This window comes from Nocardia canadensis (assembly GCF_032656385.1).
Classification (GTDB): domain Bacteria; phylum Actinomycetota; class Actinomycetes; order Mycobacteriales; family Mycobacteriaceae; genus Nocardia; species Nocardia canadensis.
This window is the reverse complement of sequence record NZ_JAVCWB010000005.1, coordinates 1-13,626: the sequence shown is the minus strand read 5'-3', so window position 1 is coordinate 13,626 and position 13,626 is coordinate 1. Positions and strand designations below refer to the sequence as shown.

The following is a 13,626-nucleotide window of genomic DNA, read 5'->3' as shown; positions in this document are numbered from 1 at the left end:
AGTGTATGTCGCGTTTGTTCAAGACAGCGCGCTGTCGACGGTGGTTACCTCGGTGCATGTCCGAAACCGAACGCGTCGCCCGCGCCGCCGAACCACTGTCGAAGCTCCTGCGCACCCTCACGCCGGACCAGCTCACCGCCCCCACGCCCTGCGCCGAATTCGATGTCCGCGCCCTGCTGAACCATCTGCTGTTCTGGGGTCCGTCCCTGGTCGGCGCGGCGAGCAAGGCGGCGGTCGCTCCGCCCGCGGCCGCCGAAACCGAGGTCGACCTGACCGCCGGCGACTGGTCCGCCGCCCTCGACACCCAGCTCGGCGAGCTGGCCGCCGCCTGGCGCGACCCTGCGGCGTGGCAGGGCACCACCCGCCTGGGCGGGCCGACGGAACTGCCAGCGTCGCTGGTCGGCGGCATGGTCGTCGGCGAACTGATCGTCCACGGCTGGGATCTCGCCCGCGCTCTCGGTACGACCGTCGAGTGGGACGACGACCTGCTCGACTACGTCCTCGACGAGACCGCCGCGACCGCCGACCAGGGGCGCGCGATGGGCATCTACGGCCCCGAGATCCCCGTCGCCGCCGACGCTCCCCTCCTCGACCGCATCCTCGGCCTCACCGGCCGCGATCCCGCTGGGAAGTAAAACCGCTACACCCGGGCACCTCCGCCCGGCAGGTGCCTCGCCGCACCTGCCGGGCAGTAGGCCGCTCCCCACGGACCCCGCATCCACAGTGAACCGAAAACAACGGGGAGCCGTCGCACTCCTCCGCGATCACCCTCACCCACGGCCCGAACCACCCTGAGCCGCAGTATCACTCGTCGCTGACCAGCCGTGGCCGCACGCGCCCCGGGAACCAGCGGTAGATCGCGACGGTGCCCAACCCGACGCCGATCGCGAGCAGCGCACCGGCCGACGCCAGGCCCGCGGCCGCGCCGACCAGGCCGACCGCAACCGGACCCACGAACATCCCCACATCGTGGGTCAATCGCCACGCGCCGAGGAATTCCGCGCGGCGGTCCTCCGGCGCGGCGAAGGCGCCGACGGTCATGATCAGGCCGTTGCTCAGGCCGTTGGCCAGGCCGAGCAGCATGGTCGCGGCGCCCATGGTGAGCGCCGAGTGGGTGAACGGCAGTGCCGCGTAGCCCGCCGCGAAACAGACGCCGCAGGCGATGCCGGTGACCCGGCTGCCCGCCCGATCCAGCCAGACCCCGGCCGGATAGGACATGAGCACGTCGACCGCACCCGCCAGCCCGAACAGCAGACTGGTGGTCGCGGCATCGATACCGAGATGCGCGGCCCACAGCGGCAGCAATGCCGTGCGGGAGGCCCGAGCCGCGCCGACCGCCACCGAGGCGAGCCCGAGAGTGCTCAGCGCCCTGCGGTTTTCGGAGAGCACCGTGTGCAGCGGCCGCAGCGCGGCCACGTCGTCGAGATCGGCGGGGCGGATGGTCACCATCGCCGCACTGGCCAGCAGCGTGGTCACCAGCTGCAGCCACAGCGCGCCCACCGGACCGAACCCGTGCACCAGCGCCGCGCCGAGGAACGGCCCGCAGAAGAACCCGAGCCGATGCGCGCCCGCCAGCGTCGACATGGCCCGCCCGCGCTGATCGGGTGACACCACCGTGACCAGATAGGTCTGCCGCGCCAGCCCCCAGACCGCACCCGCCGCCCCGTTGAGCAGCAGACCCACCGCCAGCACCCCGAGATTCGGCGCGAGGATCGCCGCCAGCACCCCGACCGTGCCGAGCACACTGCCCACGCCGATCGCCGCCCGCTCCCCGATCCGCGCGACGATCCGCCCCGCGGGCAGATCCGTCAGTACCATCCCGAGCCCGCTCAGCGCGACGATCAGTCCCGCCGCACCCGCCGACGCCCCGAGGTCCAACGCCCGCAACGCGTACATCGGCGCGGCGGCCCCGGCTCCGACGCCGTACAGCGCCATCGGCGCGAACACCGGCCACACCAGCGACCGCAGCCGCACCGAGTCGACGCCCCCGACGACCCCCGCGCTCACCGGAACCCGGCCGGCCGAGGCCGACGATCACGACCCGAGGCCACCTGCGCACGTCCGGCATCGCGGCTGCCGAACCGATCCAGCGGGCGACAGCGCGCACCCACCCGAACCCCGGTCGCGCCCGACGGATCGGAAGGGATGGGCACCACGTTCCCACCACCGCCGGGTCGGCGGTCGCCGGCATTGGCCCGTGGCCCCTGCGATAGACGTGCGGTACAACAGCTTTCGTCGGCCAGCCGGTTCATCCGACGCTGACGGGTTCCACCGCGACCCGGCCGCGCGGACGGGCGAGCCCGAAATGATCGCGCAGCGTGGTGCCCGTGTATTCGGTGCGGAACAGCCCGCGCTCCCGCAGGATCGGCACCACCGTCTCGGTGAACACCTCCAGCCCGCCCGGGTAGTAGGGCGGCATCACGTTGAAACCGTCGGCCGCGCCCTGGGTGAACCACTCCTCGATCGTGTCCGCGACCTGCTCCGGCGTCCCCGCGAACACCCGGTGTCCCCGGGCGCCCGCCAGCCGGTGCAGCAGCCCGCGCAGGGTCGGCCGCTCGCGCTCGACGATGCCCGCCACCACCTGCAACCGGCTGCGCGCGTTGTCGGTGACATCACCGGCCCCGGCGAAGGTCTCGACCGGCACCGGCTCGTCGAGCGCGAGGGAGCGCAGCGAGGTCCCGGTGATGGACTCCAGCTGCTTGATCCCGTATTCGGGCACGGTCAGCTCGTTGAACTCCCGCTCCAACCGCAGCGCGGCGGCCTCGGTATCGGCGATGAACGGGCTGATCCCCGGCAGGATCTTCACCTCGCTCGCGTCGCGCCCGAACTCCGCGGCCTTGGCCTTGATGTCGGCGTAGAAGGCCTGCGCGTCCGACAGCCGTTGATGCGCGGTGAAGATGGCCTCGGCGTACTTGCCCGCGAAGGCCCTGCCCTCGTTCGACGCGCCCGCCTGCACCAGCACCGGATGCCCCTGCGGTGTGCGCGCGGCGTTGAACGGCCCACGCACACGAAGATGTTCACCGACGAAGTCGATCGGATGGATCTTGTCCGGGTCGGCGTAGAGGCCGGCCGCACGGTCGAGCAGGATCGCGTCGTCCTCCCAGCTGTCCCACAGCGCGACCACCGCGTCGACGAATTCCCTGGCACGGGCATAGCGTTCGGCGTGATCGGGATGCCGATCGAGGCCGAAGTTCGCCGCGGCCAGATCGGTGCCGGTGGTGACGATGTTCCAGCCCGCCCGGCCACCGGAGATGTGGTCGAGCGAGGAGAACAGCCGTGCCAGGTTGTAGGGCTCGTAGTAGGTGGTCGACGCGGTCGCGATCAGGCCCAGATGTGTTGTCGCCGCGGCGATCGCGGTGAGCAGGGTGATCGGCTCCAGGCCCGGCGCGGCATTGTGGCGCACGTCGGTGCGCAGCGCGGGCCCGTCGGCGAAGAACACCGCGTCCAGCTTCGCCGCCTCGGCGGTACGCCCGATCTCCTGGTAGTAGGTGACGTCGTAGATCCGGTCGGGCCTGCTGTCGGGATGCCGCCAGGCCGCCTCGTGGTGGCCCGACGGGTAGATGAACGCGTTGAGACTCAGTTGCCGTGGTGCACTCATGACGCTTGCTTCACTTCCTCGAATTCGGCGGTGTCGACGCCGAGCCCGGCCAGCAGGACCTCACGCAGCCGGATGAACTCCGGGTGCGCGTGCCTGCGCGGGCGCGGCGTATCGATGCGCTGGTCGATCGCGATCCGGCCCTCGTCCAGGACCAGCACACGGTCGGCGAGCAGCACGGCCTCGTCCACGTCGTGGGTCACCAGCAGCACGGCGGGCCGGTGCCGCTCGCACAGTGCTTGCAGCAGCGCGTGCATCCGGATCCGGGTGAGCGCGTCCAATGCGCCGAACGGTTCGTCGGCCAGCAGCAGTTCGGGCTCGCGCACCAGCGACCTGGCCAGCGCCACCCGCTGCTGCTCGCCACCGGAAAGCTCCCGTGGCCACGCCTTCTCGCGCCCGGCCAGGCCGACCTCGGCCAGCGCGGCGCGGCCACGCGCGGCGGCGTCGCGCCCGGTGAGCCCGAGCACCACGTTGTCGAGCACCCGCGCCCACGGCAGCAGCCGCGAGTCCTGGAACACCACGGCGCGCTGGGTCGGCACCGTGAGCTCACCGGAGCCGGGGACGTCGGCATCGAGTTCGGCCAGCGCCCGCAGCAGCGTGCTCTTGCCCGAGCCGCTGCGGCCGAGCAGCGCCACGAACTCACCCCGCCGGATCTCGACGTCGATGCCGTCCAGCACGATCCGCTCGCCGAAGCCACGGGTGAGCGCGCGGGTGCGCACCACGCTCCGGCCCTCGTCGATCAGTCGCCCAGTGTCTGTCGCCATGCCAGCGCCTTCCGTTCCGCCGCCCGCACGGCGAGGTCGCCGAAGAGCCCGAGGAGTCCGTAGATCACCAGACCGACGACGATGACGTCGATCTGTCCGTAGGTGCGTGCCTGCGTCATCAGATAGCCGATGCCGCTGGTCGCGTTGACCTGTTCGACCACGACCAGCGCCAGCCAGGAGATGGTCACCGCCAGCCGCAGTCCGAGGAAGAAGCCCGGCAGCGACCCCGGTAGCGCGATCCGCCGCAGGAAACCCCACCGCGACAGCCCGACGGTCTCGGCGAGCTCCACGTACCGGGCGTCCACGCTGCGCAGATACGCGTGGGTGTTGATGTAGACCGGGATCAGCACGCTGGTCGTGATGACGATCAGCTTCATCTCCTCGCCGATGCCGAACCACACGATGAACAGTGGGATCAGCGCCAGCGTCGGGATCGCGCGTTTGATCTGTACCGGCCCGTCGACGATCGCCTCGCCGATCCGGCTCAGACCCGCCACCAGCGCCAGGACGACGCCGATCACCACACCGAGCCCGAGCCCGATCGCGGCGCGTCGCAGCGAGGTCAGCAGGTTCGACTGCAGGCGCCCGTCGGCGATCAGGTCACCGGCGGTCTGCGCGACCGTCCACGGCGCGGGCAGCGTATCCGGGTCCAGCGCGCCGCTGGCCGACCCGAGCACCCACGCGCCGACGAGCAGCGCGGGACCGAGCGCGAAGCCGAACGGGATGGGCTTGCCCGGCCCGAGTGTGCGCCTGCCCCGCCCGCGTGGCGCGAGCGCCGCGACCGGTGCCGGGGTACTGCGGATCCGCCGCAGCACCCCGGCGTCGAGGGTGGCCATCAGCCCGCCGCCGGCGCGAACGCCGCCCCGCCGGCGGTGACCGCTTCGGTGACCGCGGCGTCGAAGCGCAGGTCGAAGCCGTCGGAGGCCCTGATCTTCTTCGGCAGCTCGCCGACGGCGTCGATCGCGTCGATGGTGGTCTGCTGCCGGGCGACCAGCTGCTGGTCCAGGTGCGGGAAGGTGTAGGTGCCCAGCGATTCGACGATCCGCTCGGCGTCGTCGGCGCTGACCTTCTGACTGTCGACGTAGTACTTGGTCGCCCACTCCTCGCGGTGGGTGTTGGTCCAGTGCCAGGCCCGGACGAACGCGCCGACGAGGGCGCGGGTGGCGGCGGCCTTGGCCGGGTCCTGGACGACGGCGCGGCGCGCGTAGAGGTAGGCCAGGCCGCTGTAGATCCCGGTCGTCTCCGAATCGGGGATCACCGAGGCGCCCTGGGTGCGCAGCAGCCGGGTGACGTTGGGCTCGATCAGCGGCGCCACGTCGACCTGACCGGTGCGCACGGCATCGAGGAACTCCGCGAGCTGCAGTCGGACCAGTTGCACGTCGGTGGGCTTCAGCCCCGCCTTGGTGAGCGCCTTGAGCACGGCCGCCTGCTGCGCGGTGCCCTCGGCATAGGCGATCTTCTTGCCCTTCAGGTCGGCGAGCTTGCTGATCGAACGGCCCGGCGCGACAGCCAGTTTCAACGCCTGCGGGTTGGTCTGATACGAACCGACGATCGGCACGTCCTGACCGGCGGCCAGCGCGTGGATCGGCGGCACGTCGCCGACCTGACCCACATCGGCGGCACCGGCCCGGAAGGCCTCGAGAATGGCCGGGCCACCGACGAAGTTGGCGAATTCGATCTTGAACGGCAGCTTGTCCAGCTCACCGGACAGCCGCAGCGCGGACTGCAACCGCTCCTGCTGGTCGGCCACGACGAGCGTGGTGCCCGCGGGAACCTCGGTCGGCAGGGGCGCGTCCGGGGTGCCGACCGGTGCGTCGCTGCCGTTCGAGCATCCGCTCAGGCCGAGCGTCGCAACGGTAGCCACCGCGAGAAGCGCGGCGGTGGCACGGCCTCGCAGGCCGGGCAGGAACGTATTCGGTCGGTGCATAGAGGGATTGAATCAATCCGGGGTTTTCCCGAATAGCATTAGCCTTAGCGTGATTGGAACACCGGTCTACCGGCCGGTCCCCCGGTAGACCGCTGGCACCGGGTGCCACGCTAGAGTTCGGTCGTCATCCCCGGCGGGTGCGGGAATCCGGTGCAACTCCGGAACGGTCGCGCCACTGTGATCGCCTCGCGGCGAAAGTCAGACCTCCCTCGCCGGGCACCCTCTGAAAGGGCCGCGCCTTGCCTCTGGAGATACCGCGATGATCCGTGCCCGGACATCGCTCGCGTTCCCCCTGCTCGGGACGCTGTTGCTGGCCGCCATGATCGGCGCGACCGGCTTCGGCGCCGAGATCGTCCCCGTGTCCGCGGTGCTCGACACCCTGGGCGCCCGCCTGACCGGGACCACAACCACCGATCTCGGCATCGACACCATCGTCTGGCAGCTCCGGGTGCCCCGCACGGTCCTGGCCGCCGTGGTCGGCGCCGGTCTCGCGCTGGCGGGCGCGGCGATGCAGACCCTGGTCCGCAATCCCCTCGCCGATCCCTACCTGCTCGGCGTCTCCTCCGGCGCGGGCGTGGGCGCGGCCGCGGTGATCACCTCGGGCCTGTTCGCGGGCGCGGGCATCTGGGCGCTGTCGGGCGGCGCGCTGGCCGGCGCGTTCGGCGCGGCGACGCTCGTCTTGCTCGTCGCCTTCGCCCAGGGCGGACTGACCCCGCTGCGGCTGGTCCTCACCGGCACCGTGCTCGGCTCGGCCTTCGCCGCGTTCAGCAGCTATCTGGTCTTCCGCAGTACCGATCCCGCCGCCGCGCAGTCGGTGTTGTTCTGGCTGCTCGGGAGCCTGGCCGGGGCGGACTGGACGACACTCGCGCTGCCGCTGGTCGTCGTGCTCCTCGCGGGTGGTGTCCTGCTGTCCATCGCCGGCTGGCTCGACGCGCTCACCCTCGGCGCGACCACCGCGTCCTCGATCGGCGTCCCGGTGAAGGAACTGCGCCTCGGATTGTTCGTGCTGCTGGCGGTTCTCGTCGGTGTGCTGGTGGCGGTGTCGGGCGGGATCGGCTTCGTCGGCCTCGTCGTTCCCCATGCCGCGCGCATGATCGTCGGCCCACGCCACCGCGACCTCCTCCCCGCCTGTGCCCTGTGCGGCGCGCTGTTCCTCGTGATCGCCGATGCCGCGACCCGGGTCCTGGTGCGCCCCACCGAGATCCCCGTCGGGGTCCTCACCGGCTTGATCGGTGCCCCCACCTTCCTGCTCCTGATGGGCCGCAGGCGCTACCGGTTCGGCGCGTCATGACCACGCACGAACACCCCGCTCCCCGTTCGGCGCCGTGCGCCGGCACCGAGCCGGACGAGCAGGGTGCCCCCTCGGCCGATTCCGCCGATGCGCATCGCGACGACAACCGGTCCGACGCACGCACCGCGGCCGACGATCCCGGCGAAGCCCGCGACCACATCCCTCGAACGGTGACCGACGACCTCCTCGGCGACGGGGTGCGCGGCACAGAGCACGGTGGCGCCGACACCCCCGAATCCCCAGCGAGGGTCGACAGCATGGCCCGCCCCGACCCCGCGCCGCCCGCAGCGGTGCGAGCATTCGAACTGACGTGCGCCGTCGGCCGGCGGAACATCGTTGCCGACGTGGACTTCTCGATCGCGCCCGGCGAGACAATCGGCATCGTCGGCCCCAACGGCAGCGGCAAAACGACGCTGCTGCGAACGCTGGCCGGTATCGGCAAGCCCGCGCGCGGCCGCGTGCTCGTCGAGGGCCGAGTGCTGCACGAGCTGCGACCACGACAGCGGGCGACCGCGGTGGCACTGGTGGCCCAGGACGAGAGCCCGCCCGCCGACATGCTCGTCGGCGAAGTGGTCGCACTGGGCTTGACACCCTACTTGCCGCCGTGGGGTCTCGGCGCGCCGCGCGAGCGGCAGCAGGTGCTGGAAGCACTGGCGGCGGTCGACCTTTCGGGTTTCGCCGACCGCCCGGTGCACCGGTTGTCTGGTGGCGAGCGGCAGCGGGTGCTGCTGGCCAGAGCCCTGCTCCAGGACACCCCGGTCCTGTTGCTGGACGAGCCGACCAACCACCTCGATGTCACCCATCAACTCGAGCTCCTCGGCCTGGTCCGTGGACTGCGCCGCACCGTCGTCGCCGCCCTGCACGATCTGTCGCTGGCCGACCGCTACTGCGATCGGATCATCGTGCTGCACAACGGCATCGCCCGCCCACCGGCACCGCCCGCCGAGGCACTGACCCCCGACGTCGTCGCCGAGGTGTTCGGCGTGGACGCCACCCGGGTCCGGCACCCGGTCACCGGCGAGGACCATCTGTTGATCACCCCGCGAAAGGCGCGCTGATGAAGAACACCGGCCGAATCCTGGCCACCACCGCCCTCGCCGCCGTCCTGGCGGCCTGCACCGGCACCTCGGCGGACACCGCGTCGACCATCACGGTGCGCAACTGCGGCAAGGACACCCGTTTCCCCGCACCCGCCCAACGGCTGTTCGTCAACGACGGCAACCTCGTCTCGATGGTCCTGGCGCTCGGCGCCCAGGACCAGGTGGCCGCGGTGTCGAGCATCCAGCGCGACGCCGACACCCTGCGCAGGCACTACGGTGCGGCCGTCGTCGACGGGCTGACCTCGGTCGCCCCCGAGTACCCGTCGCGCGAAACCGTCCTCGCCCAGCGCCCGGACGTCATGGTCGCCGGCTGGAGCTACGGCTACGACGAGGCGAGCAACCTCACCCCCGCCTCCCTCCAGAAGGACGGGGTGGCGGCCTACGTCCTCACTGAGAGCTGCCGCCAGCAGGACGGCGCTGCCGCACGCGGCACCGTCGAACCCTGGACCGCCCTGCGCACCGATCTCACCGATCTGGGCGCGATCACCGGTCGCACCGACCGCGCGGCCGAGGTCACCGCCGACCTCGATCGCAGGCTCGCCGCTCTCACCGCCGCCCCGAAACCGGCGAAGGCACCGACGGTCTTCCTGTTCGACAGCGGCACCGACACCATCTACTCCAGCGGCACGTTCGGGGCGCCCCAGGCGATCCTCGACGCCGCGGGCGCCCGCAACGTCCTCGACGATGTCGCCGACACCTGGACCAAGGTCTCGTGGGAACGTCTGGCCGCCGCGGACCCGGACGCGATCATGTTCGTCGACTACCCCGGCCAGAGCTACGCACAGAAGGTGGAACTGCTGCGCGGCAAGCCCGGCATCAACGGGCTGCGCGCCGTCCGCGACAGCCGGTTCTTCAACCTGCCGTACGCGCTGTGGACCAGCGGCCCGCTCAATATCGACGCCGCCGAGCAGATCCGCAAGCAGCTCGAGGCGTGGAACCTGGTCCCCGCCTCGACCATCACCCCGCGCGCCGACGACGCGGTGCGCTGACCACCGGCCGGGTGCGGCCGGTCAGTCGACCGTGCCGCGCTCGGCCAGGGCGGCGAGTTTGCGCAGCCCCATCCGCCAGTGCGTCTCGTTGTCGGCCGCTGTCAGCCCCTGGGGCACGTCCTCGTGCAGCACCTCCAGATCGGTGCCGCCTCCGGCGGCGTCGCTCAGGGAGAACGTGATGGACTGCGCGCCCTCCATATCCGGCCTGCCGGTGACGAACTCCATCACCTCCACCACCCGCTCATCCGGAACCAAGGTCAGGAACCGTCCGTAGTAGGCGTCGTGCTGGAGCTCAGCTATGCCCGACGGGGAGGGTTCGTCGTTGGTCACGGTGATCGAGAAGGAGCCGCCGGCCTCGGGCTCGAACCGGTGTACTTCGCAGCTCATGCCGTCCGGCATCATCCACTGCGTCACCGCGTCCGCCTCGAGCAGCAGTCGATACACAGTCGCGCGAGGCGCGTTGATGTGCGTGCCGATCCTCGTGGTCGCCATAGCTTCCACGGTAGTCCCCGAACCCGGCGCACGGGCCCCAGGACGCGAACGCGAAAGGCCCTCCAGCAATGCTGGAGGGCCTTTCGCAATGATGTTCCGGCGGTGTCCTACTCTCCCACACCCTGTCGAGTGCAGTACCATCGGCGCAGGTGGCCTTAGCTTCCGGGTTCGGAATGGGACCGGGCGTTTCCCCACCGCTATAACCGCCGTAACWCTATGAAACTAGACAGCGCTCCCCACCCAGAAAGYAATCCCCTAAARGACCACCCCTGGCGGGTGTGCTGCAGTGTSTGTTGTTTCAGATACCGCACAGTGGACGCGTAACACCTTCGATAGTAAGCCCTCGGCCTATTAGTACCAGTCACCTACACCAGTTACCTGGCTTCCAGTTCCGGCCTATCAACCCCATGGTCTGTAGGGGGCCTTAACCCATCAAGTGGGAGAGAAACCTCATCTTGGAACAGGCTTCCCGCTTAGATGCTTTCAGCGGTTATCCCTTCCGAACGTAGCCAACCAGCAGTGCTCCTGGCGGAACAACTGGCACACCAGAGGTTCGTCCGTCCCGGTCCTCTCGTACTAGGGACAGCCTTCCTCAAGTTTCTAACGCGCGCGGCGGATAGAGACCGAACTGTCTCACGACGTTCTAAACCCAGCTCGCGTGCCGCTTTAATGGGCGAACAGCCCAACCCTTGGGACCTACTCCAGCCCCAGGATGCGACGAGCCGACATCGAGGTGCCAAACCATCCCGTCGATATGGACTCTTGGGGAAGATCAGCCTGTTATCCCCGGGGTACCTTTTATCCGTTGAGCGACACCGCTTCCACTTGCCGGTGCCGGATCACTAGTCCCGACTTTCGTCCCTGCTCGAGCTGTCACTCTCACAGTCAAGCTCCCTTGTGCACTTGCACTCGACACCTGATTGCCAACCAGGCTGAGGGAACCTTTGGGCGCCTCCGTTACATTTTGGGAGGCAACCGCCCCAGTTAAACTACCCACCAGGCACTGTCCCTGAACCAGATCATGGTCCGAGGTTAGAAGTCCAATACGATCAGAGTGGTATTTCAACGACGACTCCACCTGAACTGGCGTCCAAGCTTCACAGTCTCCCACCTATCCTACACAAACCGTACCGAACACCAATACCAAGCTATAGTGAAGGTCCCGGGGTCTTTTCGTCCTGCCGCGCGTAACGAGCATCTTTACTCGTAATGCAATTTCGCCGAGTCTGTGGTTGAGACAGCAGAGAAGTCGTTACGCCATTCGTGCAGGTCGGAACTTACCCGACAAGGAATTTCGCTACCTTAGGATGGTTATAGTTACCACCGCCGTTTACCGGGGCTTAAATTCTCAGCTTCGCGCCGAAGCGCTAACCGGTCCTCTTAACCTTCCGGCACCGGGCAGGCGTCAGTCCGTATACATCGTCTTACGACTTCGCACGGACCTGTGTTTTTAGTAAACAGTCGCTTCTCTCTGGTCTCTGCGACCTTCCCCAGCTCTGAGTGCAAGACTCGTCACCAGGGCAGGTCCCCCTTCTCCCGAAGTTACGGGGGCATTTTGCCGAGTTCCTTAACCACAGTTCTCTCGATCGCCTTAGTATTCTCTACCTGACCACCTGTGTCGGTTTGGGGTACGGGCCGTGTACCAACTCACTAGAGGCTTTTCTCGGCAGCATAGGATCACTGAATTCACCACAACGGCTACGCATCACCTCTCAGGCTATATGTTGTGCGGATTTGCCTACACAACGCCCTACAGGCTTACACCAGGTATTCCATCACCTGGCCCAGCTACCTTCCTGCGTCACCCCATCGCTTACCTACTACAGCCAGGGTCGTATGCAGCCACATCCGGCCTCCCGAAGGAGGTCCATCCGCTTTTGGATACTTAGCACAACTGATTCGATATTTGGCGCGGATACACGGGTACGGGAATATCAACCCGTTGTCCATCGACTACGCCTGTCGGCCTCGCCTTAGGTCCCGACTCACCCTGGGCGGATTAACCTGGCCCAGGAACCCTTGGTCATTCGGCGGACGAGTTTCTCACTCGTCTTTCGCTACTCATGCCTGCATTCTCACTCCCGTGGCCTCCACAGCTGGATCACTCCGCTGCTTCCACGGCCACAGGACGCTCCCCTACCCATCCCAGCTCCTGGCTCGAAAGCAGGATAATGCTGAAATGCCGCGGCTTCGGCGGTGTACTTGAGCCCCGCTACATTGTCGGCGCAGGATCACTTGACCAGTGAGCTATTACGCACTCTTTCAAGGGTGGCTGCTTCTAAGCCAACCTCCTGGTTGTCTAAGCGACCCCACATCCTTTTCCACTTAGTACACGCTTAGGGGCCTTAGCCGGCGATCTGGGCTGTTTCCCTCTCGACTACGAAGCTTATCCCCCGCAGTCTCACTGCCACGCTCTCACACACCGGCATTCGGAGTTTGGCTGACTTCGGTAAGCTTGTGGGCCCCCTAGGCCATCCAGTAGCTCTACCTCCGGCGTGAAACACGTGACGCTGCACCTAAATGCATTTCGGGGAGAACCAGCTATCACGGAGTTTGATTGGCCTTTCACCCCTACCCACAGCTCATCCCCTCAGTTTTCAACCTAAGTGGGTTCGGGCCTCCACGACGTCTTACCGTCGCTTCACCCTGGCCATGGGTAGATCACTCCGCTTCGGGTCCATAATGTGCGACTAAAGGGCGCCCTATTCGGACTCGCTTTCGCTACGGCTACCCCACACGGGTTAACCTCGCCACACACCGATGACTCGCAGGCTCATTCTTCAAAAGGCACGCCATCACCCCACGCACAAGTACGAAGGCTCTGACGGATTGTAAGCGCACGGTTTCAGGTACTATTTCACTCCCCTCCCGGGGTACTTTTCACCTTTCCCTCACGGTACTAGTCCGCTATCGGTCACCAGGGAGTATTCAGGCTTACCGGGTGGTCCCGGCAGATTCACAGCAGATTTCACGGGCCCGCTGCTACTCGGGTATCACTCACGAGAGCCAACATGTTTTCGTCTACCGGACTATCACCGTCTATGGCAGGCCGTTCCAGACCACTTCGACTAACACATTGGTTTCTTACTCTCGCTTGATCCGGCAGAATCAAGAAGAATGACCCCACAACACCCCAAACGCAACCCCTGCCGGGTATCACACGCTTGAGGTTTAGCCTCATCCGCTTTCGCTCGCCACTACTCACGGAATCACTGTTGTTTTCTCTTCCTGTGGGTACTGAGATGTTTCACTTCCCCACGTTCCCTCCACACACCCTATATATTCAGATGCGGGTAACACGACATCACTCGTGCTGGGTTTCCCCATTCGGAAATCCTCGGATCTCAGCTCGGTTGACAGCTCCCCGAGGCTTATCGCAGCCTCCTACGTCCTTCATCGGCTCCTGGTGCCAAGGCATCCACCGTACGCTCTTAAACACTTACTAACAAAGATGCTCGCGTCCACTGT

The 13,626-nt window shown here is 67.5% G+C and carries 10 protein-coding genes and 2 rRNA genes; 4 read left to right on the top strand and 8 right to left on the bottom strand.

Translation table 11 applies throughout. The features are described 5' to 3' along the window. The first annotated feature begins 56 nt into the window (after positions 1-56). Positions 57-635, top strand: coding sequence for a TIGR03086 family metal-binding protein (locus Q7X29_RS11470; protein WP_316574041.1), 579 nt, complete (start codon positions 57-59; stop codon positions 633-635). A gap of 169 nt (positions 636-804) precedes the next feature. Here Q7X29_RS11470 and Q7X29_RS11465 read toward each other — a convergent pair whose 3' ends face one another. The 5 genes from Q7X29_RS11465 to Q7X29_RS11445 form a co-directional block, all read right to left on the bottom strand. Continuing rightward, positions 805-2,007 carry an MFS transporter gene (locus Q7X29_RS11465; RefSeq protein ID WP_316574040.1) on the bottom strand — a complete coding sequence of 401 codons (1,203 nt, stop codon included), beginning with the start codon at positions 2,005-2,007 and terminating at the stop codon, positions 805-807. Positions 2,008-2,248: 241 nt separating this feature from the next. Continuing rightward, complete coding sequence (locus tag Q7X29_RS11460) at positions 2,249-3,598, bottom strand: LLM class flavin-dependent oxidoreductase (RefSeq protein WP_316574039.1); 1,350 nt, start codon at positions 3,596-3,598, stop codon at positions 2,249-2,251. Next, complete coding sequence (locus tag Q7X29_RS11455) at positions 3,595-4,359, bottom strand: ABC transporter ATP-binding protein (RefSeq protein ID WP_218717308.1); 765 nt, start codon at positions 4,357-4,359, stop codon at positions 3,595-3,597. The genes Q7X29_RS11460 and Q7X29_RS11455 overlap by 4 nt, the downstream gene beginning before the upstream one ends. Next, positions 4,335-5,195, bottom strand: a complete 861-nt coding sequence (locus Q7X29_RS11450) for an ABC transporter permease (protein WP_316574038.1) — start codon at positions 5,193-5,195, stop codon at positions 4,335-4,337. Before Q7X29_RS11450 ends, Q7X29_RS11455 begins: the two co-directional genes overlap by 25 nt. Further along, the gene (locus tag Q7X29_RS11445) at positions 5,195-6,286 is read right to left on the bottom strand and encodes an ABC transporter substrate-binding protein (protein ID WP_218715840.1); all 1,092 of its coding nucleotides are present in this window, start codon (positions 6,284-6,286) and stop codon (positions 5,195-5,197) included. Before Q7X29_RS11445 ends, Q7X29_RS11450 begins: the two co-directional genes overlap by 1 nt. A 259-nt stretch (positions 6,287-6,545) precedes the next feature. Here Q7X29_RS11445 and Q7X29_RS11440 point away from each other — a divergent pair, with 259 nt between their 5' ends. The 3 genes from Q7X29_RS11440 to Q7X29_RS11430 are packed head-to-tail and all read left to right on the top strand — an operon-like array spanning position 6,546 to position 9,666. After that, the gene (locus tag Q7X29_RS11440; protein WP_316574037.1) at positions 6,546-7,577 is read left to right on the top strand and encodes a FecCD family ABC transporter permease; all 1,032 of its coding nucleotides are present in this window, start codon (positions 6,546-6,548) and stop codon (positions 7,575-7,577) included. After that, a complete protein-coding gene (locus tag Q7X29_RS11435; protein ID WP_255586488.1) occupies positions 7,574-8,635 on the top strand; it encodes an ABC transporter ATP-binding protein in 1,062 nt (353 codons plus the stop codon). Before Q7X29_RS11440 ends, Q7X29_RS11435 begins: the two co-directional genes overlap by 4 nt. After that, positions 8,635-9,666: an ABC transporter substrate-binding protein gene (locus Q7X29_RS11430; protein WP_218715838.1), complete on the top strand. Its 1,032-nt coding sequence runs from the start codon at positions 8,635-8,637 to the stop codon at positions 9,664-9,666. Before Q7X29_RS11435 ends, Q7X29_RS11430 begins: the two co-directional genes overlap by 1 nt. A 21-nt stretch (positions 9,667-9,687) precedes the next feature. On the opposite strand, the gene Q7X29_RS11425 is transcribed toward Q7X29_RS11430, so the two are convergent. The 3 genes from Q7X29_RS11425 to Q7X29_RS11415 form a co-directional block, all read right to left on the bottom strand. Next, a complete protein-coding gene (locus Q7X29_RS11425; RefSeq protein WP_316574036.1) occupies positions 9,688-10,158 on the bottom strand; it encodes an SRPBCC domain-containing protein in 471 nt (156 codons plus the stop codon). Positions 10,159-10,252: 94 nt separating this feature from the next. Continuing rightward, positions 10,253-10,369: ribosomal RNA gene (rrf, locus tag Q7X29_RS11420) — 5S ribosomal RNA — on the bottom strand. 120 nt (positions 10,370-10,489) lie between these two features. Then, positions 10,490-13,603, bottom strand: a 23S ribosomal RNA gene (locus tag Q7X29_RS11415). Positions 13,604-13,626 lie beyond the last annotated feature (23 nt).

What these genes read in the sequence shown, in the direction of transcription:
- Q7X29_RS11455 (WP_218717308.1), bottom strand. Translation starts at nt 4,359, where the DNA reads ATGGCGACAGACACTGGGCGACTGATCGACGAGGGCCGGAGCGTGGTG.
- Q7X29_RS11445 (WP_218715840.1), bottom strand. Translation starts at nt 6,286, where the DNA reads ATGCACCGACCGAATACGTTCCTGCCCGGCCTGCGAGGCCGTGCCACC.
- Q7X29_RS11470 (WP_316574041.1), top strand. Translation starts at nt 57, where the DNA reads ATGTCCGAAACCGAACGCGTCGCCCGCGCCGCCGAACCACTGTCGAAG.
- Q7X29_RS11440 (WP_316574037.1), top strand. Translation starts at nt 6,546, where the DNA reads ATGATCCGTGCCCGGACATCGCTCGCGTTCCCCCTGCTCGGGACGCTG.
- Q7X29_RS11430 (WP_218715838.1), top strand. Translation starts at nt 8,635, where the DNA reads ATGAAGAACACCGGCCGAATCCTGGCCACCACCGCCCTCGCCGCCGTC.
- Q7X29_RS11460 (WP_316574039.1), bottom strand. Translation starts at nt 3,598, where the DNA reads ATGAGTGCACCACGGCAACTGAGTCTCAACGCGTTCATCTACCCGTCG.
- Q7X29_RS11450 (WP_316574038.1), bottom strand. Translation starts at nt 5,195, where the DNA reads ATGGCCACCCTCGACGCCGGGGTGCTGCGGCGGATCCGCAGTACCCCG.
- Q7X29_RS11435 (WP_255586488.1), top strand. Translation starts at nt 7,574, where the DNA reads ATGACCACGCACGAACACCCCGCTCCCCGTTCGGCGCCGTGCGCCGGC.
- Q7X29_RS11425 (WP_316574036.1), bottom strand. Translation starts at nt 10,158, where the DNA reads ATGGCGACCACGAGGATCGGCACGCACATCAACGCGCCTCGCGCGACT.